The organism is Desulfosporosinus nitroreducens (genome assembly GCF_023897015.1).
Taxonomy (GTDB): Bacteria; Bacillota; Desulfitobacteriia; order Desulfitobacteriales; family Desulfitobacteriaceae; genus Desulfosporosinus; species Desulfosporosinus nitroreducens.
The window spans coordinates 88,846-110,523 of the sequence record NZ_JAMHFY010000001.1 but is presented as its reverse complement, the minus strand read 5'-3'; the positions used below and the strand labels follow the sequence as shown (position 1 = coordinate 110,523).

21 protein-coding genes and 1 tRNA gene are annotated in these 21,678 nt (G+C 43.0%); 18 read left to right on the top strand and 4 right to left on the bottom strand.

Annotation, left to right across the window (positions count from 1 at the left end; all coding sequences use genetic code 11):
• Positions 1-32 precede the first annotated feature (32 nt).
• On the bottom strand, positions 33-836 hold the full coding sequence (locus M8E35_RS00785) for a biotin--[acetyl-CoA-carboxylase] ligase (protein ID WP_252466797.1): 804 nt from the start codon (positions 834-836) through the stop codon (positions 33-35).
• Between the two features lie 494 nt (positions 837-1,330).
• Between M8E35_RS00785 and M8E35_RS00780 the strand changes: the two genes are divergently transcribed.
• The 14 genes from M8E35_RS00780 (at position 1,331) to M8E35_RS00715 (ending at position 17,238) form a co-directional block, all read left to right on the top strand.
• Positions 1,331-2,488: an acyl-CoA dehydrogenase family protein gene (locus M8E35_RS00780; protein WP_252466795.1), complete on the top strand. Its 1,158-nt coding sequence runs from the start codon at positions 1,331-1,333 to the stop codon at positions 2,486-2,488.
• Between the two features lie 168 nt (positions 2,489-2,656).
• Positions 2,657-3,502 carry a 3-hydroxybutyryl-CoA dehydrogenase gene (locus M8E35_RS00775; protein ID WP_252466793.1) on the top strand — a complete coding sequence of 282 codons (846 nt, stop codon included), beginning with the start codon at positions 2,657-2,659 and terminating at the stop codon, positions 3,500-3,502.
• Positions 3,503-3,598: 96 nt separating this feature from the next.
• On the top strand, positions 3,599-4,381 hold the full coding sequence (locus M8E35_RS00770; RefSeq protein WP_252466791.1) for a short-chain-enoyl-CoA hydratase: 783 nt from the start codon (positions 3,599-3,601) through the stop codon (positions 4,379-4,381).
• 66 nt (positions 4,382-4,447) lie between these two features.
• A complete protein-coding gene (locus M8E35_RS00765) occupies positions 4,448-5,626 on the top strand; it encodes an acetyl-CoA C-acetyltransferase (protein ID WP_252466789.1) in 1,179 nt (392 codons plus the stop codon).
• Positions 5,627-6,452: 826 nt separating this feature from the next.
• Positions 6,453-6,590: an oxaloacetate decarboxylase subunit gamma gene (locus M8E35_RS00760; RefSeq protein ID WP_252466787.1), complete on the top strand. Its 138-nt coding sequence runs from the start codon at positions 6,453-6,455 to the stop codon at positions 6,588-6,590.
• 45 nt (positions 6,591-6,635) lie between these two features.
• Positions 6,636-7,748, top strand: coding sequence for a sodium ion-translocating decarboxylase subunit beta (locus tag M8E35_RS00755; protein ID WP_252466786.1), 1,113 nt, complete (start codon positions 6,636-6,638; stop codon positions 7,746-7,748).
• Between the two features lie 147 nt (positions 7,749-7,895).
• A complete protein-coding gene (locus M8E35_RS00750) occupies positions 7,896-8,108 on the top strand; it encodes an acyl-CoA carboxylase biotin carboxyl carrier protein subunit (RefSeq protein ID WP_252466785.1) in 213 nt (70 codons plus the stop codon).
• Between the two features lie 141 nt (positions 8,109-8,249).
• Positions 8,250-10,031: an acyl-CoA carboxylase subunit beta gene (locus M8E35_RS00745; RefSeq protein WP_252466784.1), complete on the top strand. Its 1,782-nt coding sequence runs from the start codon at positions 8,250-8,252 to the stop codon at positions 10,029-10,031.
• Between the two features lie 372 nt (positions 10,032-10,403).
• Positions 10,404-10,793: a hypothetical protein gene (locus M8E35_RS00740; protein ID WP_252466783.1), complete on the top strand. Its 390-nt coding sequence runs from the start codon at positions 10,404-10,406 to the stop codon at positions 10,791-10,793.
• Positions 10,794-11,241: 448 nt separating this feature from the next.
• Positions 11,242-12,243: a TAXI family TRAP transporter solute-binding subunit gene (locus M8E35_RS00735; RefSeq protein ID WP_252466782.1), complete on the top strand. Its 1,002-nt coding sequence runs from the start codon at positions 11,242-11,244 to the stop codon at positions 12,241-12,243.
• A 28-nt stretch (positions 12,244-12,271) separates the two neighbouring features.
• On the top strand, positions 12,272-14,266 hold the full coding sequence (locus tag M8E35_RS00730) for a TRAP transporter permease (RefSeq protein ID WP_252466781.1): 1,995 nt from the start codon (positions 12,272-12,274) through the stop codon (positions 14,264-14,266).
• A gap of 142 nt (positions 14,267-14,408) precedes the next feature.
• Positions 14,409-16,529, top strand: a complete 2,121-nt coding sequence (locus M8E35_RS00725; RefSeq protein WP_252466780.1) for an acetate--CoA ligase family protein — start codon at positions 14,409-14,411, stop codon at positions 16,527-16,529.
• Between the two features lie 126 nt (positions 16,530-16,655).
• On the top strand, positions 16,656-17,102 hold the full coding sequence (locus M8E35_RS00720; protein ID WP_252466779.1) for an ACT domain-containing protein: 447 nt from the start codon (positions 16,656-16,658) through the stop codon (positions 17,100-17,102).
• A 59-nt stretch (positions 17,103-17,161) separates the two neighbouring features.
• Positions 17,162-17,238, top strand: a tRNA-Pro gene (locus M8E35_RS00715).
• 115 nt (positions 17,239-17,353) lie between these two features.
• Here the strand turns inward: M8E35_RS00715 and M8E35_RS00710 are convergent.
• Genes M8E35_RS00710 through M8E35_RS00700 form a run of 3 tightly spaced genes read right to left on the bottom strand, consistent with a single transcriptional unit; the run spans position 17,354 to position 19,274 of the window.
• Positions 17,354-18,469 (bottom strand): site-specific integrase, encoded by a 1,116-nt coding sequence (locus M8E35_RS00710; protein WP_252466778.1) that lies wholly within the window; start codon positions 18,467-18,469, stop codon positions 17,354-17,356.
• Positions 18,405-18,644 (bottom strand): hypothetical protein, encoded by a 240-nt coding sequence (locus M8E35_RS00705; RefSeq protein WP_252466777.1) that lies wholly within the window; start codon positions 18,642-18,644, stop codon positions 18,405-18,407. Before M8E35_RS00705 ends, M8E35_RS00710 begins: the two co-directional genes overlap by 65 nt.
• Positions 18,645-19,274: a LexA family protein gene (locus tag M8E35_RS00700; RefSeq protein ID WP_252466775.1), complete on the bottom strand. Its 630-nt coding sequence runs from the start codon at positions 19,272-19,274 to the stop codon at positions 18,645-18,647. It lies immediately after the preceding gene.
• 177 nt (positions 19,275-19,451) lie between these two features.
• Between M8E35_RS00700 and M8E35_RS00695 the strand changes: the two genes are divergently transcribed.
• From M8E35_RS00695 to M8E35_RS00680, 4 genes are all read left to right on the top strand, one after another.
• Positions 19,452-19,745 (top strand): helix-turn-helix domain-containing protein, encoded by a 294-nt coding sequence (locus M8E35_RS00695; RefSeq protein WP_252466773.1) that lies wholly within the window; start codon positions 19,452-19,454, stop codon positions 19,743-19,745.
• 483 nt (positions 19,746-20,228) lie between these two features.
• On the top strand, positions 20,229-20,588 hold the full coding sequence (locus tag M8E35_RS00690; protein ID WP_252466771.1) for a helix-turn-helix domain-containing protein: 360 nt from the start codon (positions 20,229-20,231) through the stop codon (positions 20,586-20,588).
• Positions 20,589-20,598: 10 nt separating this feature from the next.
• Positions 20,599-21,375, top strand: a complete 777-nt coding sequence (locus M8E35_RS00685) for a phage antirepressor KilAC domain-containing protein (protein WP_252466769.1) — start codon at positions 20,599-20,601, stop codon at positions 21,373-21,375.
• Positions 21,375-21,638 (top strand): hypothetical protein, encoded by a 264-nt coding sequence (locus M8E35_RS00680; RefSeq protein WP_252466767.1) that lies wholly within the window; start codon positions 21,375-21,377, stop codon positions 21,636-21,638. Before M8E35_RS00685 ends, M8E35_RS00680 begins: the two co-directional genes overlap by 1 nt.
• Positions 21,639-21,678 lie beyond the last annotated feature (40 nt).

The window sequence follows — 21,678 nt, the reverse complement described above, 5'->3', positions numbered from 1 at the left end:
GCCAAGGTTGTATTTATCTAAATAGAAGACTATTAAAATCTTTTTCTTATACTAACATCTTCAGCGAGGAACTCCTGCAGTGATCCATCAGCCAAACGCACGATTAGTCCTCCGTTTTCACTTATATCTACGGCCAGCCCATGAAGGCAAGAGTCGCCTTTGTTAACGATAACGTTTTCTCCTAATGTAACGTTGTTCTTAATCCACTTGTCGCGGAGATAGGGATGTCCAGCTTTTACAAAGCCCTGGATATGTTCATCCCAGCTAATAATAAACTGTTTAAGAAGCTTGACGCGGGACACGTTTTCACCCCGTTCTAAGCTTAGTGAAGTGCTGGTTTTCTGACAATCCGAGGGGAGATGATGGATTCCTAAGTTAACATTTATACCTAAGCCGATGATTATATACTCGAAATTAGATTTGGAAAAACTGCTCTCCGCAAGTATGCCGCAGACTTTTTTATCGTTTATGAAGATGTCGTTAGGCCATTTGATTCCAGCCGCGCAGCCAGTAACTATTTTTATGGTTTCGGCAACAACTACTGCGGTTAAAAGGGTAAGCTGAGGCACAAATTGCACGCTGATTTGAGGTCTTAATATCATGGACAACAAAAGCCCCTTACCGGGTGGGCAATGCCACTGGCGTTGCATCCTGCCACGGCCGGCGGATTGGGACCTGCACATCACTATGGTGCCCTCGGCAGCTCCGGATACAGCCATTTGTCTTGCGACACTGTTGGTTGAAGTTAGCTCTGGATATAAATATATTTCCTTGCCTAGCAGGCTAATGTGCTTATGAGGTAAGCAAGCCTCTTCTTCGATAGACCTGTGTTCCATAAAAAACCTAAATCCCCCTTCTTAGATCAAGAGTAATTGAAATTAAAATATCACCTTAATGTGCTTGCCGTCAAATAGTTAAGTTGTAACAACGATGTAAATGTGTTCGTAAAACCGGAAACTGTCCGCCTAACCATACAATTTAAAGAACAGGTTTTGGGTGTTTTGAAGTTAACAATAAGAGTAAATATTAAAATTTTGCGGACGGACAGGGGGATTGCCCCCACAGCTAAACAAGTAAATCATAGTTGGCATAATTATTGCAATATTCATACAAAGATAGGAACTGCAATTGTATTGCCTCATCATTGGAAAGCAGTGGCGCAGGTAACTATATGAAATGTTTTAAAAACCTTAGACTTACGGCAAAAGCACATTAACAAATAGGCGGAGGTGAGATAGGAGCTAAATATTCTTGTGAATTAAATTCCTGCGTTACGTCTGAAAGCAAATTGCTAAAGTGTAATAATAAATTGCAACGGGGAGTGGAAATTATGGATTTTGGATTAACTGAAGATCAGCAAATGATACAAGATATGGCTCGAAATTTTGCTCAGAAGGAACTGGCTCCTTTTGTCGAAGAGGATGAAGAAAACCACTATTACCGCAGAGAAATTCTGAGTAAATTGGGCGATTTGGGGATGTTGGGTTGGAGTATACCTGAGGAGTACGGCGGAAATGGCATGGGTTGGATGGAAGGCGTTCTGGCTCTGTATGAAATAGCCAAGGTTCATACCTCTTGGAGACTGGCAATCAGCGGCAATTGCTGGGGTCCGGCTATGACGATAAATCAATATGGTACAGAAGAGCAAAAGCAAAAGTATATTCCGGGGCTGGTAGATGGTTCATTTGTAGGGAGTTTTGCTATAACCGAAGCTAATACTGGTTCTGATGTGGCTAGTATGAAGACCTTTGCCGAAGACAAAGGAGACCATTGGTTAGTGAATGGTTCAAAAATGTGGATTTCCGGAGGACACACTTCTGATGTCGGGCTTCTCTACGCCGTCACAGAAAAGGGCGCGGGAGTTAAAGGATTATCATGTTTTATTGTTGATTACAATAAAACCCCTGGCATTACCAGAATCCCAATTCTCTCGAAAGTCGGTATGTGGCCAGCACCGACCTCAGAACTGGTGTTTGAAAACGCTGTGATTCCGAAGGAAAACCTTTTAGGTCCGCTAAATAAAGGTTTTCTAATATGCATGTGGATGTTGAACAACACTCGCATGGGTTGCGCCACTGGTTCAGCAGCGCTTGCAGCAGCTTGCTTGGAAGGTGCCGTTCAATATGCCAATGAGCGTACTCAGTTTGGTCAATCCATTGGAAAGTTTCAAATGATCCAAGCACAACTTGCTGAAATGAAACTAGAAGATGAAGCAGCTAAATACCTCGTTTATCATGCTGCCTGGTTAAAGGATAATAATTTGCCCAGCCAGCAAGCAACTTCCATGGCTAAGCTGTACGGTTGTATTGCAGCCGTTCATGGTGCTAACATGGCCATGAAAATTTATGGCTCCTATGGTTATTCAACTGAATATCCTTGTGGCAGATGGCTCCGCGACGCTAAGCAGTTTGAAACTCTGGAAGGGACATCTAACATTCATATGCAGATTATCGCGGGCATCGAACTAGGTTACCAACCCAATCGGTAAGTCCGATAATAGAAACCACAGCTGGCAAAGATCGATTTCAAGCCCTTGCAGAGCAAGGGCTTGAGGCATTAAACTATAATCTGTAGTCCTGAATGAGTTAGCAATTATTGAAAGCCAAAGATGAGTACTTGGATCAGGACTTGGAACAATGAAAGTGGAGGGGCAAGTATGAAAACAATCATGGTCATAGGGGCCGGACAAATGGGGGGCGGAATCGCTCAAGTTGCTGCCCAAGCAGGCTACTCTGTTATTTTAAATGACATTAAGGATGAATTTGTTGAACGGGGTCTCGGCATCATCCAGAAAAACCTTAGTCGCAGTGTTGAAAAAGGAAAACTTACTGCTGAAGATAAAGAGGTTATAATTGGTCTTATTACTAAATCAACCTCTCTGCAAGATGCGGTAGCTGCTGACTTAGTTATCGAAGCCGCTGTGGAAAATATGGCCATCAAAGCCCAAGTGTTTTCTCAGCTTGACGTCATTTGCCCTGAACACACAATACTTTCGACCAATACATCCTCATTACCCATCACTGAGATAGCAGCCTTTACCAAACGTCCGGATCGAGTGATTGGAATGCACTTTATGAACCCGGTTCCGGTTATGAAGCTCGTCGAAGTTATTCGTGGCTTGGCCACCAGCGACGAAGTTTATAAAACGATAGAAACCTTAAGTGAGAAAATGGGCAAAACGCCAGTGGAAGTCAATGATGCCCCCGGATTTGTTGCCAACCGGGTTTTAATCCCCATGCTCAATGAAGCTGTCTGTACACTTAATGAGGGCATAGCTTCGGTGGAAGCAATCGATAATGTTATGAAGTTAGGGATGAATCACCCCATGGGTCCATTAGCGTTAGCAGATCTAATTGGACTGGATACCGTCTTATCCATTATGGAAGTTCTGCATGAAGGGCTAGGGGATAAATATCGCCCCTGCCCGTTACTTCGTAAGTACGTCAAAGCCGGCTGGCTTGGACGGAAATCCGGTCGAGGTTTTTATAACTACCAGGCTTAATTATAAATTCAATATCTTGTTTAATGTTTAGTGGAAGATCTCCCGGATCAAATGATATTAAGTTAGTGAAACTTAGTATAACGAGGAGGACAAACCATGGAGTATAATAATCTCATCTTAAAACAAAAGGGTGCTGTCGCCATTTTAACTATTAACCGGCCTAAAGCCTTAAATGCCTTGAATGAAGACACACTGATGGAACTCTCTTCTGTGCTTGATGAGCTAGAGAAGAACTCCAGTGTCAAAGTGGTGATACTCACAGGAAGTGGAGAGAAGGCCTTTGTTGCGGGGGCAGACATAGCTCAGATGAAAGAGCTTAACGCTTTAGAAGGCAGACGGTTCGCTCAATTAGGGCAAACAACGTTTCGTAAGCTTGAACTTCTGTCTCAACCGGTAATCGCCGCAGTTAATGGATTCGCCTTGGGAGGTGGATGCGAGTTAGCCATGGCCTGTGATATCCGTTTAGCGAGTGAAACCGCAAAATTTGGTCAACCAGAAGTAACTCTGGGAATTACGGCCGGATTTGCAGGCACTCAGCGTTTACCTCGCCTTGTTGGTGCCGGACGGGCTAGCGAGTTGCTATTTACAGGGGACATCATTGACGCCCAAGAAGCTTATCGCATCGGCTTGGTAAATCATGTCTATCCATTAGAAACCCTTATAGAAGAAGCACTAAAGCTTGCCAACCGTATTGCTGGGCGTGCTCCCGCAGCTGTACAGCTAAGCAAAAGTGCCGTCCAGCGTGGAAAAAACATAGATATTGACAGCGGACAAGCTTACGAAGCAGAGGTTTTCGGCCTCACGTTCAGCACACTTGATCAAAAAGAGGGCTGCTCAGCCTTTTTAGAGCGACGTAAACCAGATTTTAAAGGGTGTTAATAACGTTTTCTAGGTTAAATGGGAATGTCTAACTCGAGTCGAACATTATGAAGGAGTTGATTATAAATGAGAGAAGTTGTTATCGTAAGTGCTGTTCGGACACCTGTGGGTTCTTTTTTAGGCGCCTTAGGGCAGATCTCGGCAGCTGATTTAGGTGCGATTGCTATTAGGGAAGCGATGAAGAGAGCCGGTATTACTGCTGATCAGGTTGATGAGGTTATTATGGGTAACGTGTTGCAAGGCGGGCTAGGACAAAATCCCGCTCGTCAAGCGTCTATTAAAGCCGGAATTCCACAGGAGGTTCCTTCATGGACACTTAATAAAGTATGCGGATCCGGAATTAAATCTGTTGTTTGTGCTGCCCAGGCCATTATCTCTGAGGACGCTGATATTGTTATTGCAGGCGGGATGGAGAGCATGTCCTTAGCGCCTTATGCGCTTCCCAAAGCACGTACAGGGTATCGGATGGGTAATAGCAGCTTGATTGATACTATGATTATTGATGGATTAACTGATGCCATGAACAATATTCATATGGGCTTAACGGCTGAAAACATCGCAGAACAGTTTAGTATTTCTCGAGATGAACAAGATCACTATGCAGTCTCCAGTCAAAATCGTGCCGAGGAGGCTATTAAAGCCGGGAAATTTGAAGAGGAAATTGTATCCGTGTCCATTCCGCAACGCAAAGGAGATCCCCTCGTTATCTCGCAGGATGAATTTCCACGTTTTGATGCAACCTATGAAGCTCTTGCCAAACTAAAAGGCGCTTTCAAAAAGGAGGGAACCGTTACTGCCGGGAACGCTTCGGGGATCAATGACGGGGCGGCTGCTGTCGTCGTTATGGCCAAAGAGAAGGCTTTGGAGCTGGGATTAACCCCTCTTGCTACCATCACATCATGGGGTTCAGCAGGTGTAGATCCCTTAATTATGGGAACTGGCCCCATCCCGGCTAGCCGTAAGGCATTAGAAAAAGCGGGACTGAAAATTGAAGATATTGATCTTGTGGAGGCCAATGAAGCATTTGCTTCTCAAACTTTAAGAGTTGCTAAAGAGTTACAACTTGATATGGCGAAGACGAATGTAAACGGTGGAGCGATTGCTATCGGTCATCCTGTGGGTGCTTCTGGAACTCGTATTCTAGTAACATTGTTGCACGAAATGAAACGTAAAAATGCCCGTCGTGGATTAGCCACATTGTGTATAGGTGGAGGTCAAGGGATCGCCATGATTGTAGAACGTTAAAAGACCTGTTCATTGTCCTTTATTGATTGCAGGAGATGTGTCCTGAAAACACAACAGTTGAGGAGATTACATTCTTAAAAAGCCCAGGGCATGATGACTGGGAAGATGGTTTCAGCAATTAATTGAAATTATTGAGCGAAAATCATTTGTTAATACAGTTTTGTGAAAAAGAGCATCCGATCAGGATGCTCTTTTCTTTATACTGGTCAGAAAGTATGACGTTTCTGGAAGGTCCCTCTTCGCCATCACGCCCCTTGGTATCTATGGCGGTGCACTAACCTCGAACATCCATGTCCGAGTCATGCGGCAGGGAAATTCGACGGTCCATGGTCAGAGTATAAGTGGAACTGAGGCCGATCGCCTGCGCCTTGGAGCCAGCCTGTTTTCTTAAAATCGATAAGGATAGTCTTTTACCAACTAACTTGCAGAAAGATAATTAAACTAAATAATCTGATAAATTGGCATGTATATTGCAATATACACTAACAGGATCACATTGGACTGAAAATGATGGATTAGGTGGTGAAGCTAGAAGAAAACTGTCATGAATTGCTCCAATTGCGTTGCTCCTATTGAGCCGAAACAATAACAATGGAGCAAGGCTGAATAATTCAGACGAAGAACCAATTTTGAAAAGGGGTTGTTTATATAAATTGGAGAGAGCCGTGTGGGTTATAAAAGCAAAGTGATGACTATGATCACATTGCACTGGGTGGATTTGTAAGAATAGTGATTTTAAAATGGATCCTCAGCGTTTAATGGTTTAAGAGATGCTTGGCTTAAAAGACTAATGACCTTTGATTAATGCATGAAAGGGGGGAAGTGAATGTCATTGGCACTAACTACTTTTATCTCAGGAATATCTGGAGTGTTTTTAGTTATGACATTTCTACTGATAATGATTAAATTGAGCTCAAAACTTGCAATAGCTTTAGAGAAGAAACAAGAAAAACAGGAGTTATAGGCGTAATTATACTAAACAAATTAGTTAAAGAAAGGAGATTAGAAAATGGAGCTATTACAAGGAATGTGGACGTCCATGGCTTTTGACAACCTCTATTGGGGTAATTTCGTCATGTGGGTGATTGCGTTAACATTTGTTTATCTTGCTATTAATAAGGGTTTTGAACCCCTGCTGTTATTACCAATAGCCTTTGGTATCCTTTTAGTTAATCTGCCCTCAGAAATTATGACGCCCGGAGAAGGACTGCTTTGGCGTTTCTACCATTATGGCGAGGAGTGGGCCATAATTCCTCCCCTCATCTTTCTAGGCATTGGAGCCATGACCGATTTTGGTCCGGTGATTGCCAATCCAAAGACTCTGCTGCTGGGTGCTGGTGCTCAAGGAGGGGTGTATGTCACCTTCTTTGGAGCTTTAGCTTTGGGTTTCAATATTGACCAGGCGGCTGTCATCGGAATTATCGGAGGTGCGGACGGCCCGACCACTATTTTCCTAGCGTCTAAACTAGCTCCGGAAATGATGGGTATCTGTGCGGTGGCTGCCTACTCCTATATGGCTCTGGTACCGGTTATTCAACCGCCTGTGATGAAATTACTTACCACTGAAGCTCAAAGAAAGATCCGCATGAAATCCTTGCGTAAGGTATCCAAACTGGAAAAAATATTCTTCCCTATTATTACGGTTATTGTTATCACCTTGGTTGTACCAGATGCCGCTGCCTTGATGGGTATGTTCTGTTTCGGTAATTTGATGAGGGAATCCGGGGTGGTCGATCGTTTGAGTCTAACAGCACAAAATGAATTGATGAATATAGTCACCATATTCTTAGGAATATCTGTTGGTGCTACTATGCCTGCAGAAGTGTTTTTGACAACCAAGGTTATCGGCGTATTTATTCTAGGTTCGGTAGCATTTTGTTGTGCAACGGCCTGTGGTATAGGGTTAGCGCATTTAATGAACCTGTTCCTTAAAGAGAAAATCAATCCATTAATTGGTGCTGCCGGTGTTTCAGCTGTGCCTATGGCAGCTCGTGTAGCTCATAAAATGGGTTCTGAAGCGGATAAGAAGAACTATCTTTTGATGCACGCCATGGGTCCGAACGTAGCAGGTGTTATTGGTACTGCGGTAGCAGCAGGTATGTTTCTCAGCGTATTGAAGTGACCCAATATTTGTTCCTGAGGTTAAGGAGGTTATCTGATCAACTGCACGATATATGTTTGCAGCGAACATATGCAAAAAAACTGCGTACAGGGTTAATCCTTAACTTTAGTATAAAGAGAAAAAATTTTAAAAGGAGGAAGATTTAAAATGGCAAACATTGAATGCCCAATGTCAGGTAAAGTCTGGAAAATCCTTGTTAAGGTGGGAGACACTATTGCGGAAGATGACGAAGTAATCATTCTCGAAGCTTTGAAAATGGAAAATCCTATATTTGCACCCGAAGATGGCGTTATAAAAGAAATCAACGTTAAAGAAGGTCAGCAAGTCACCGAAGGTGATGTACTAGTTGTACTGGAATAGTTCTTTTAGATAATGGGTGCAAAGATTGGAAGTTGAATGGATATTCAGCTTCCTCTACCTTTATATCTAAATGACACTTAAAGTGATTGCTTATGCACACTAATTTAAGCAGTATTTTGTACTTGAAAGGAGTGTTAATTAGTGAGTGAATTCGGATATTCTATGCCTAGATATTTTGCAAAAATGGACGATCTGGGTAATCCCATAAAAAAGGTAAACACGAAAAATGCCGAAGAACTGTTAGCGGTGGAAGCTGAAGTTGATGCTGAGGTTAATCGGATTAAAACTGGTGGAAAACCAAGCGAAAAGGTGAATGCCGGGGGAGAATGGACTGCATGGCAGCGTATTGACTACTTAGTTGAGCCTGGTACTTGGTGCCCGCTCCATACAATATATGATCCTACTGCCAACGAAGAGGGTACTACCGGGGTTATCGATGGAATTGGAAAAGTTAACGGTAAATGGGTAGTCGTGATTGCTTCTGATAACAAATATTTGGCAGGTGCTTGGATTCCGGGACAGGCCGATAATATTACCAGAGTGACTGACATGGCTAAGAGAATGAATCTGCCTTTAGTATGGATATTGAACTGTAGTGGTGTTAAGCTGAGCAATCAAGAAGAAGTATACCCTAACCGTATCGGTGGAGGGACTCCATTCTATAGACATAATGAACTGGAACAGTTAGGTCTGCCGGTTATCGTAGGTATCTACGGAACTAATCCAGCTGGTGGCGGCTATCATAGCATCAGCCCAACTATTCTTATCGCTCATAAAAAGGCTAACATGGCTGTAGGCGGTGCCGGAATCGTTGGAGGTATGAGCCCGAAGGGTTATGTCGATGAAGAAGCTGCTCAATCACTGATTGATGCAACACGCGGATTTAAATCAACTCCTCCCGGGAGAGTGGAAATTCACCATGGGGTTACTGGTTTCTTTCGTGAAGTAGCTGAAAGTGAAGAAGCCGTTCTGGACGCTATTAAAAAGTATGTGGGAGCACTGCCTGCCTATAATCCGGAATTCTTTAGAGTTGCTGATCCTGCCGAACCTAAATTTGCTGGCGAAGATCTTCGTACTATTGTTCTTACTAATCAGAAGAGAGCTTACGATATATACGAAGTATTGGCCCGTCTCTTTGATAACAGCGAACATATGGAATATAAGCCTGACTATGGCTTGGAAATGTATACTGGGATAGCCAAAATCGATGGTTTAGTCTGCGGTTTCGTTGCTAACAAACAGGGGATATTGAAGAACTATCCGGAATATACCAAAGATTATATAGGTGTTGGTGGTAAGCTCTATCGTCAGGGCTTGATCAAGATGAGCGAATTTGTGACACTGTGTAATCGTGACAAACTGCCGATAGTCTGGATTCAGGATACAACGGGTATTGATGTTGGGGATACTGCGGAGTCTGCGGAACTGCTTGGTTTAGGACAGTCTCTAATTTATTCTATCCAGAATACTGATATTCCTCAGATGGAAATTACCCTCAGAAAAGGTACCGCTGCAGCTCACTATGTTTTAGGTGGACCTCAAGGTGCTGCCAATGCTTTTAGTATTGGTACTGCAGCGACAGAGATAAACGTAATGCATGGGGAAACTGCTGCCGCAGCTATGTATTCACGCAGACTGGTTAAAGATCAAGACGATGGTAAATCTTTGGATGGTACCATTGCTAAGATGAATGCCTTGATTCAGGATTATGCTGAAAAATCCAGACCGATATTCTGTGCTAAGAAAGGTTTCGTTGATGAAATCGTTAAGATGCCGGCATTACGTAATTATATTCAGGCATTCGTGGGAGGAGTCTATCAAAATCCAAAATCGATTTGCCCAATACATCAAATGATAACTCCGAGAACCATTAAAGATTATATGGATGTATATGTAAATAAAAGCACGGTAAGAGATAATTAATTTGTTTAAAGCATGAGTGAACTCGTTCAGTTAAAGCTGAACATCGAGACGTCGGTGGCATAAGTCTCCGGTACGATAGTCTCCGGTGGAGATTATCGCCGAAAGCGCACGGCCCGTAACGAATACAATTGCGCTGAGGATAGACTTATGCCGAAGGCGCATATGCACAGACGAATACATTCGCGGCGTAGGATGGACTCTGCACCGAAGCAGAATAAGGAACACCCACTTACAAGAAGTGGGAGTCTTCTTTGGATTAATAAAGCGAGCTGGTAAAATACAGCCCGCTAAGAAACCTGATACGAGGGCTAAAGGGCGGGAACTTTTAAAACCACATGCGGCAGGATTTCTGGTGAAAAAGGAGTTATGCGTATGTATCAAGTTACAAGTAAAGAACAAAATTGCAGAGCCTGTGGCAAGACTGTCTTAGAAAATTCTCATCATTGTCAGAACTGTGAGGTTGGAGCTCCAGGAATATATAGCAGATGCCCCAAATGTAAATCGGAGAATTATGTCTATCATAAGTATGGTTATGCGATCATCCGGGCGTTATTAGCCACTTGTGTTTGTGGTCCACTCGGTCCGGTTTTTGGTTTTGTGGGTTACAATAGAACCGAATGTATTTGTCTGACCTGTAATCAGGGATGGTTTCCTTTTCAGAAAGATGAACAGCTCGGACCCTTTAACACCTTTGTCGGAGAAGAAGGCAGAATGAGCAGAAGATTTAAAAAAATACCCTCTAAAATCTCTTTTACATTATAGAAAGACCTGTTGCAGCAGGCGCTATCTACTTATGAGAAAAGTGCCTTAAAGAATTTTAGACATCAATGAAGGGCGTATGGAAGTAGCGAAGAGCGACTTTTATACGCCCTCGTTTGTTAAGTTTATGTCGATATTGCTTATTGAGATTATTTCTCCCAAGAAGATGGAGAAAGTTGAACTGAGTCAGAACAATTAGATAATAGCAAAGATAATGAAAATTTAGAAAATACTAGTAAAATATATAGACTTTAAAAAGAGGGGTGTGATATAATTTTATCAAGGAACATTGTTCCGATAATCGGAACTAGCATAGCAGAATTGGGGAAATAATACCGTATATTGGTGTTATTGATATAAGTTTCAATAATCAAGGAAGGAGGTGATAAAAGCTAGGTTTACTTATCCAAAGTTTAAGAGGGAAAAATTATAGGAGGAGGGCGAATCTAAAATGCACAAAAAACTGGCGTTAATTATGGTTATCATTATAACTCTGGCTCTGACGGGGTGTGGAAGCACCAGTTCCACGGGCGATGGTCAGACGACCGCGAAGATTCAAAAAGTGAACATTGCTACGGGGACGACTTCGGGTGCTTATTACCCAATAGGAAATGCCTTAGCTAAAATTTGGTCGGACAAGGTTCCAGGCGTTAAAGCTTCAGCTCAGTCAACCGAGGCAAGCGCTGCTAATATGAATTTCTTGCAACAAAAGGAAGTCGAAGTAGCTTTTACTATGGCCAATGTGGCTGTGTACGCTTATGAAGGTCAGGATACATTTAAGGGACGGGCTAACAAGGATCTGCGCGGTATGACGTTCTTATATCCTAATGTGACTCAAATTGTCGTACGTAAGGATTCCGGAATCAACTCGCTCAAGGATCTCGAAGGCAAGAGATTTGCTCCAGGGGCAACCGGAAGCGGGACTGTAACCAACTCTAAAGAAGTCTTGGGGGCTTATGGGCTCAATTTTTGGGAGACGGATAAGAGCAATGTGAAAGCGGATTACGTTGGATTTACTGAGGCGAGCGAATTGTTAAAAAATAAGCAAGTCGATGCTGCTAACTTCTCCGGTGCCATGCCCTTAGCGGCGATTATGGATGTCTCTAACTCTATTGACATTAAGCTGATTTCCCTTGAACCGGAGATGATTAAAGAGATTGTCACCCAATATCCCTTCTACTATGAGGTGGTCATTCCCAAGGGAACCTACAAGGGACAGGATGAAGAGGTACACACCGTAGCCTTAGCTAATCTACTACTTACACGGGCTGATCTCAGCGAAGATTTAGTCTATAATCTTACGAAAGGTATTTATGAAAACCTGCCGGATCTGTTGAATGCCCACTCCATCACCAAGAACATTAAGAAAGAAGACTCTAATAAAGGGATGGGTCCTCTGCCCTTGCATCCTGGTTCCATTAAATACTTCAAAGAAGTTGGGATTATGAAGTGAGTGAAGTAAGGAAGGGGGTGAACCGGACATGAAGGTCCGGGAAGGAACGAGTGATGATAACCAAGTTGAGAGATTATCAGCGGATGGAATTGCCTCAGAGGAAGTCGTCCAAGAATTCTTGGAAAAGTACGATAAGGAATCTCAATTCCGGAAGTTTATGCCCCGGACAAAACTTGCGTTATTGGTTTCGGCGATCGCTGTTTCATTTTCTCTTTTTCATTTGTGGGTAGCGGGTTTTGGGGCGCTGGAGGCCATTAAATTGCGCTCTGTTCACCTAACCTTTGTCATGGTGCTGATCTTCCTGCTGTATCCGGCCCACAGGAAAGGGATGCGTAACAAACCGGGCATTACGGACTGGGCAATGGTCGCGCTTAGTATTGTAACGGGTCTCTACATGGTCTTCGCCAATGAGCAATTAGCCATGCGTGGAGGTCTGCCGATAACCCGGGATTACATCATGGGCGCGTTAGGCATCTTGGTAGTCCTAGAGGCGGGACGTCGGGCCCTTGGCAAAGAGTTGCCGATCCTTGGCGTACTGTTTCTCCTCTATGCCTACTTCGGAGAATACATCCCAGGGACCTTTGGGCACAGCGGTTTCAGCCTGAATCGGATTATTGCCCATATGTATCTGGGTTCAGAAGGGATCTTCGGTGTTGCACTTGGTGTGTCGGCCACGTTTATTTTTCTCTTTGTATTATTTGGTGCTTTCCTTGGGGAAACGGGCATGGCCAAATTGATTAATGATGCGTCAATGTCCATGGCGGGAACCTCACCGGGCGGGCCAGCCAAGGTTGCCGTATTTGCGAGCGGAATCATGGGAACCATCAGTGGCAGCGCGGTGGCTAACGTAGCGACAACCGGTGCCTTTACCATCCCCTTGATGAAAAACATTGGTTATAAGCCTCACTTTGCGGGGGCGGTGGAAGCCGTCGCTTCCACCGGCGGTCAGTTAATGCCTCCAGTCATGGGAGCAGCGGCGTTTATCATGGCAGAATTCTTAAATATCCCTTATAAGGACATAATGCTGGCAGCGTTAATACCGGCGTTTCTCTATTACTTAGCGGTCTTTACGATGGTGCATCTAGAAGCCGTTAAGACGGGATTAGTGGGCGTGTCGCGTGACAAATTGCCGATAATGGGAGTGGTCATGAAAGAGCGGGGTCATCTCATATTGCCCCTGATAGCGATTGTTTATCTGCTGATGAAAGGGGTAACCCCAACGTTTGCAGCCTTTTACGGGATTTTGACAGCCATTGGGGCCAGCTTCTTGCGGAAAACGACACGAATGAGTTGGCGCGGGCTACTAATGGCCCTGGAAATGGGGGCGAAAGGGAGTGTGGGTGTAGCGATAGCCACAGCGGTCGTCGGGTTTATCGTCGGAGTATCCTCACTGACGAGCCTGGGCATAACGCTGGGAGACAATATGATTGCCTTTGCTCACGGAAACTTGTTTGCAACCTTAGTCTTGACGATGATTACCGCCATCATTCTGGGCATGGGAATGCCGACCACTGCGGTTTACATTGTGGGAGCTACTATAGCCTCCCCGGCTCTCCTGAAACTGGGGATTGCTCCGTTGGCCGCTCACCTGTTCGTATTCTACTTTGGCAACATCTCGAATGTTACCCCCCCTGTAGCCTTGGCTGCCTTTACAGGAGCCGGGATTGCCGGAGCCAGTCCAAGTCGAACGGGGTGGGCAGCAGCTCGTCTGGCATCCGCTGGATTTCTAATCCCTTTTATATGGATTTATTCACCCGCCTTAATTGCCCAGGGAAGTCTGGGTGAGATTCTGTTGGCGGCTGTAACGGCAAGTATTGGGATTATTACGCTAGCCTGTGCGGTACAAGGCTATATGCTAAGAACAACGAATGTTATCCAAAGAATATTCTTGTTTGTAGCAGCCCTTGGATTGATTAAGCCGGGATTGATAACAGATACAGTGGGTATTTCGGTATTGATAATTGTATTCCTCTGGCAACGGTATCAGCGTAATTCAGTAAAGGCTGAGAGTATTAATGTGTAGTAATTAATAAAGTTATGTTTGCAATAATTTTACAGATCAAACTTATGGAAAGGATACTAACGGGCTGCTTAACAGCCTGACAAAATATCGGTAGGTTGTTAAATGTCCGAATGTTGTGACTTCCGAGAGGGGGACAGAGGAAATGGATTATTTTACGGAGCCAACAGGGGTTGCTATTATAGGAGCTAGCCAGGATTTTAAAACTATTAATGGTAAAATCCTTAAATATTTACTAAAGCATAAGTATCAGGGCCAGATTTATCCGGTAAATCCAAAGTACAGAGAAATTGAGGGGTTGCCTTGTTATCCTTCGGTTGACGCAATTCCAGAACTAGTAGATTTAGCTCTGATTGCTGTGGCCGCAGCGCGGGTGCCGGGAATTTTAAGGGATTGCGGTGCCAAAAAGATTAAAAGGGCTGTCATTTTTTCATCTGGATTTTCTGAAACCGGGTCAGAAGGTAAGAAAATCCAAGAAGAAATTATCAAGATCGCCCAAGAATTCCAGATGCGCCTGATAGGTCCAAATTGCCTGGGTGTCCTTAATGTATCTACAGGGCTGATCGCTTCTTTCAGTGCCTCGATGGAACTAGACAGCATCAAGGAGGGCCCGGTAGCTTTAGTATCTCAGAGTGGGGCTGTTGGTTTTCTGCTGTTTAATCTACTGCAAGATGCTGGTGTTGGAGTAAATTATGTTATCACTACTGGCAATGAAGCAGATGTAACTGTTAGTGAAGGTCTGGCATATTTGGTGGAGAATCCGAGTACTAAAGTAATCTTAACCTATTTGGAAGGTTTAAGGGATGGAGAGACCTTTAAAAGAACAATTGAAAAGGCTGCCGAGGCAGGTAAACCAATTATTGCCTTAAAAGTTGGCAATTCTGCCAGTGGTCAAAAAGCAGCCGCTACTCATACGGCAGCCTTAACCGGCTCAGGAGCCGCCTACAAAAGCTACTTTGATAAAATGGGCATCATACAGGCCAAAGACAGTGATGATATTATCGACTTGGCTCAGGCCTTTGTGCCCGGAAAATTGCCTAAAGGAGCTAGGTTGGGTATTGTAACAATGTCAGGTGGAGTTGGTATCTTGCTGGCAGATCGTTTAGAAGAAGTTGGGTTGCAAGTACCGCAATTAAGCGAAGCATTGCAAGAAGAGGTGCGCAAGGTCATTCCGGCCTTTGGTTGCGCTCAAAATCCAGTTGATGTCACTGCCCAATCTCTAAACGAGGGAGAAGAGTTTAAGAAATGTCTAAAAATTCTCTTGGAGTCAGATGAACTAGATATGCTGATCGTTGCTATAACTATGGCTACTGGGAAATTGGCAGAAAAAATCGGCCGTGACGTTGCCGAAGCGGCTTTAGAGACAGATAAACCCCTAGTCGTCTGCTGGAGTGTAGGGCAAGTAGCTAAGCCAGGATTTGATGTCCTAAAGGATGCGGGTGTCCCCCTCTATCACTCTCCAGCCCGGGCGGCTAAAGTTATGGGGGTTTTATACAACTATGCCAGATTTAAAAATGGCTGGAAAACAACCGTTGCAGAAAAAATAAACATCTCCAGGCAAACCAAAGTCCAAAATGCCCTTAAAGAAAGTAACAAAGCCTTAAGTGAACATGCTACAAAGGAATTATTAGAACTATATGGGCTTCCAGTTACTAAAGAATATGTTGCTAAGAGCGCGGAAGAAGCTGTAGCTATTGCTGAAAAAATGGGCTACCCGGTAGTGATGAAAATTGACTCTCCTGATATTTTGCATAAAACTGAAGCAGGAGGAGTTGCAGTAAATATTAACTCAGCACAAAGCGTAGAAGCCACGTTTAATGAAATAATGAAAAAGGCCCTAAATTACAATCCTCAAGCCAAAATCAATGGAATCTTAATGCAGGAACAAGTTCCGGCAGGAGTAGAGGCAATCATTGGGCTTCAGAGGGACCCGGTTTTAGGTACTCAAATCATGTTTGGTCTCGGTGGGATCTTTGTAGAGGTGTTTAAAGATATCGTATTAAAACCAGCACCTTTAAGTCGTGAAGATGCCCTTGAGGTGTTGAATCAGATCAAAGGAGGTGCTCTCTTAAACGGTGTCAGGGGCGGACAACCAGCAGACAAAGAGGCTTTAGTAGAAATATTGCTTGGAGTCAGTCAATTAGCAGTAGAGGCAGGAGAGAATCTACTCAGTCTTGATATAAACCCAGTAACGGTTCTGCCCCAAGGCCGGGGCGCAAAAATCCTAGATGGGGTGCTTGTCAGTTCAGGTTTGGACAATAATTAGATTTAATAAATTACCTCTTGCTTATTAAGAATTGAATGTTCTTGCAATACTCACACAAATTAACATATAATATGCATAAATCATTATTATCGGGTAAGGTTAGAAGAGTTAGATAGGGGCGATTTAGTGGCTGGCAAGACTAACGATTTTTTAATTGTCAGTAAAAATATTTTGCCGGAGGCCATTTTAAAGACTGCGCAGGTGAAAGAACTCCTTGTAAAAGGAGATTGCGAGACAATTAATGAAGCTGTGGAGCGTGTAGGGCTTAGCCGAAGCGCTTTCTATAAATACAAGGATGGCGTATTTCCGTTTTACGAGGCTAGTCGTGAAAGAATCGTTACGATTTCCTTGATTCTAGAAAACAAAGCAGGTGTGCTTTCTCACGTTCTTAACTTTATTGCCTCAGTAAAGGGTAACGTTCTTACGATTAACCAAGGGATCCCCTTGCAGGGAGTTGCCAATGTCTCGATTTCCATAGAAACTGCTGGAATGGCGGATACTCCGGAGAACCTTTTGACTGGGCTTGGGGAAATCGTTGGAGTAAGAAAAATTGAAGTTATCGGTCAAACTTAGGGTTGCGATTTTGGAGTAAATATGGTATCCTTTAAAAGCCTTAACAAGAGGGCATTAATCGGGGCGTGGCTCAGCTTGGTAGAGCGCTACCTTGGGGTGGTAGAGGTCGCATGTTCAAATCATGTCGCTCCGACCAGTAATATCAACGGTCTTAGGGTTCTTTGTTAGGCTAGAAGTACTGCGAATGCCCAACAAATGCCTAACAAAAAATAATAGACCTTTTGATCGGTCTACTATAAAATGTATCTAACTTATCGTTGGCTACCTTCTGCCTGTTGAAGGTCAATAATTTTTCTATTTAATTTTTCTTTTTTGTTTACTCCAAGGTGCTGATAAACTGCTTTTAAAACTCTAATATCGTGTCCAAGTCGCTCGGCTGCTAAATGATCTAGTACATCATTTTCGTATAGCCAAGTGGCGTGATAATGCCGGAGAAAGTGCAATCGAGTCTTCGGTATTTTTTTGTTTTTTACGAGCTTTGCCAGATAGCTGGTGTAACTGTCTGGACGCATCGGGAATATAAGTTTGTCGTTATTATCTTTCTTGTCGGTTATTTCAATTACCTTGCGCTCCTTCTTTCTTAGGGCAAATCCATCTCGTATGACTATCTTTATAAGATCCATAAGGTATGGTGGAGCCGCTACTTCACGAAGCCCATTCTCTGATTTTGTTGTTTTGATTTGATACTCTCCCTGATCATTAATCACATAAGCCTCATCAATTTGTATGGTGTTGTTTATAAAGTCCAGGTCATTTGGCTTAAGCGCAAATATTTCCTCTCTCCTTAAACCGCACCAACCAGCAAGAAGTATAATTGGTTCATCCCTTGTTCCACGCACTGAGTCGTGGATCGCTCTAAATTTTTCAGGAGTCGGGACATCCGAATAGTCAACCTTGTCTTCTTTAGGCAGCTTAATTTCCTTCATTGGGCTTTTGTTTTTCAGAGCGTCATGCAGGATCGGCCTAAGGCAAGATAATACTCTTCTGGTGCTGGTCTGTGACATTTTTCCGAGTAACTTACCGCGAAACTCTTTGATGTGTATTTCCTCTAAATCCTTAAATTTCATTTGCTTAAAATATGGTTTGTAGTGATTTTTCAAATAGCCTAAGTACAATACATACGTACTTGGGCTATAATTGTTTTTGTGGATCTCAAGCCAATTCTTGATATACTCAGCAATCCTAATATTCTTAACTGTAATCAATGCACCATCTACAAGCTCCTGCTCAATCTCTCTGGCGGCCGCCTTGCACTCCTTTAGGGTCGGCTTGGTAACATACTCGAATAACTGTTTTCCGTTTTCATCGCGCCCTACATAGATCGTCGCTTGATACGTCCCGTTGGGGCGTTTTTTTATGCTTGCCATTTACGCCATCCCCAATCTCTAATTTTCGTTCTAATTCAATCTCGAAAACAGCATCCTTGATCTCCTTAAGGGTTTTCCTTGTTAGGTATTTCCTCGCTCGTTTTCCTTCAGGATCAACTCCAAAACAAATCGTTGCTTGGTATGTTCCGTTAGGCCGTCTAACTATACTTGCCACTTATCTCACCTCCGACTGAAATCTTATTGCCTTACCCAATATGACGACATCCTTCATATCCTTCTTTGAGTACACTTGATCTTGATAGTTAGGATTTTCTGGCCTTAATATAACGGTTCCATTGATTTTGTAAACACGTTTTAGCGTTGCCTCACCATCAATCATAACAGCTGCTATCTCTCCGGTTTCTACGTCTGGTTGTTGCCTTATGAAAACCACATCACCATCTAGTATCCTTGCTCCAGTCATACTGTCTCCCTTGACCCTAAGGCAGAAATCTACATTCGCATCCTCGGGAACGTATTCAAAGCTTTCAATATTCTGTCGAGCCAATATGGGTTGTCCGGCTGCAATCGTACCCATAACTGGGATTTGCTTAGATAACTTGACAGTCTCTGGGTACTTGTCCACATCAGCACCCATCAACCATGCAGGACTAACGCCATACTTAGCGGAAATCGCTTCGATAGTGAGGATCTTAGGCGTCATGGTAGCAGAGGTATATCGGCTAATTGCCGAAGGACTCAAATGGAGGAATTCCGCTAGGCTATAAATAGTATCGTTATTGTCGGACATTAGTTGCATTAGCCTTTCGGCGAACTTGTTTTGATCAAAGGTTTTGCTTTGCATTATTTATTAGTCCACTCCTAACTTGTATTATATGCAACCATGTTTATATTATCAACACCTAAAAGATAATTTATACTATTATTGTTGATAAAGTGGTTGACAAACTTAACCGAAAAGGAATATATTATACCTAAGCAGTTGCGTAACTAAACAAATTATTCATTGGGAGGTGAAATTATGCCAAGAAAGAGATCGACGCCAAGAAATCAAAAGTATTGTGAGTTGACAGCTATCAAGGGATTGATTAGGGAAAAGAAAGACTCCTATGCTAAGATTTCTGAAGCTTTGAATATTGCTCCTAATACACTTTGCAGAAAAATCAATGGGGAACAGATTTTTGATTGTAATGAAGTTGACGCAATTGCAGATCGACTAGAAATCGATACTGACAAAATACTTCACTATTTTTTTCCCCATCGGTTGAGTGGAGCAACACTGGAAGAGTATCTATCCAAACATAAGTCTAGTTAGTAAACAAGATGGCAAAAAAAGGGGGCATTATATATTGCGCCGGACAATAGTTTAGCCCAAAATTCCTTAGACCGGGATTTTTGGGTTAGTAACTTACTAATTATTTTTGCTTTAAAAATTTGACTTGGCGCACTTCCAGTTCATCAAACGGACCAGGTTTGATAATCCGAAAGTACGCCGATTGAGCAACGTTGCTCTAATTATTTGTTCCACCAAGAACAATTCACTCTAGCCAGAGTCGTCGCCAAACGACTTAAGGCAATAATTAAAGACTAATTTTTTATAGTCAACGCCAATTGTCTATAAAACGCACAACCTCTAAAGGTTTATTAAGCGTGCCCGTCTTTAACTTGATGTACGTATTATACATTATTATTTTCCATTTAGTCAATATGTTTTCTGTAAATTTTCAGCTAAATTTGCTAAATTTGCGAAAATATTCAAGAAAAGTAGATTTTATCAAGGGGAAGGAGGTTGTCATGCATGTCGCTCCTGGAAAATGTTAAGCAAATTTGCAAGGAAAATAATGTCTCAGTTCCCAAGTTAGAAAAGGAACTTGAGTTAGGAAGTGGGTCCATTTATAAGTGGGATAGCTCATTTCCAGCAGTTGATAAGGTCCAAAGGGTTGCGGATTATTTCAGTATTTCCGTAGATTATCTCTTGGGAAGGACAAGCTTCCGGTTTGATGACTCATCCAACTCTAAAAAACTTAACTCGATCATTGGCGCGTTACTCAATGAGGTTAATGAATCGGTCAGAAAAAGAGAGCTTCCCAATCTTAGCATTGTGGAATCATTGAAGATCTTGGCTGAACTTACTGTGTACAAGCTTGATAAGGGATAAGGAGGGAACCATGAGCAACTTAATTCCAATCGAACATAAAGGCCAAAGAATATTGCCTAGTACTCAACTAGCTGATGCTTACGGTACAGACAATAAGCATATTTCAGAAAACTACATTAACAACTCAGCAAGGTATACCGAGGGAAAGCACTTCTTCAAATTGATGGGTGAGGATTTGGCAAGATTCAAGGAAGGGTATACGAAAATTCCCGATAGCCTTAAATTTGCATCCAGTCTCTACCTCTGGACAGAAAAAGGAGCGTGGCTCCACGCCAAATCCCTCAACACTGACAAAGCATGGGAAGCCTACGAAATGTTAGTGGACGAGTATTACCGAATCAAGGATATCCAGTCCAAAGACTCCTATATGATTGATGACCCCATTGCCAGAGCTAAAGCATGGATAATCGAAGCAGAAGAAAGACAATCCCTAACACTACAACTTGAAGCACAACGTCCAAAGGTTATCTTTGCTGAAGCTCTGGAAGTCTCAAATAACACCATCCTTATTGGAGAACTTGCAAAAATACTTAGGCAAAACGGAATCGAGATTGGGCAGAACCGGCTATTTGAAAAGCTCAGGAAAGATGGGTACTTAATCAAGAAAGGTGAGAACTATAACCAACCAACTCAATACAGCATGGAACTTGGATTATTCGAGATAAAGAAGCGAACTATCAATAACCCTGATGGAAGCGTGAGGGCAACAACTACAACAAAGGTAACCGGGAAAGGGCAGATTTACTTTGTTAATAAGCTTAAGGATGAAAGAAAGGCGAGCGCCTAATGTGTGAGTGTATAGAGCAAGTCCAACAAAGCGTCTTTGATCTATTTAAAAAAGATGTGTCCCAAGTTGATGTTATCGATCCAAGATGCCACTTTGAAAACCTTCTTATTGGGAGCGAATTCCCCTTGTACATTCCCACGATCGTTGATTATCGAACGATAAGTAAGCGTGGCAAGGAAACGAAGTGCCGGAGGAATTACACGATAACTCCTGAGTTTTGCCCATTCTGTGGAGTAAAAATCGCGAGGGAGAGAGACGTTTAGGTTGTTGTTGCTTACTCAGACTAGGGATCTCGTCAATATA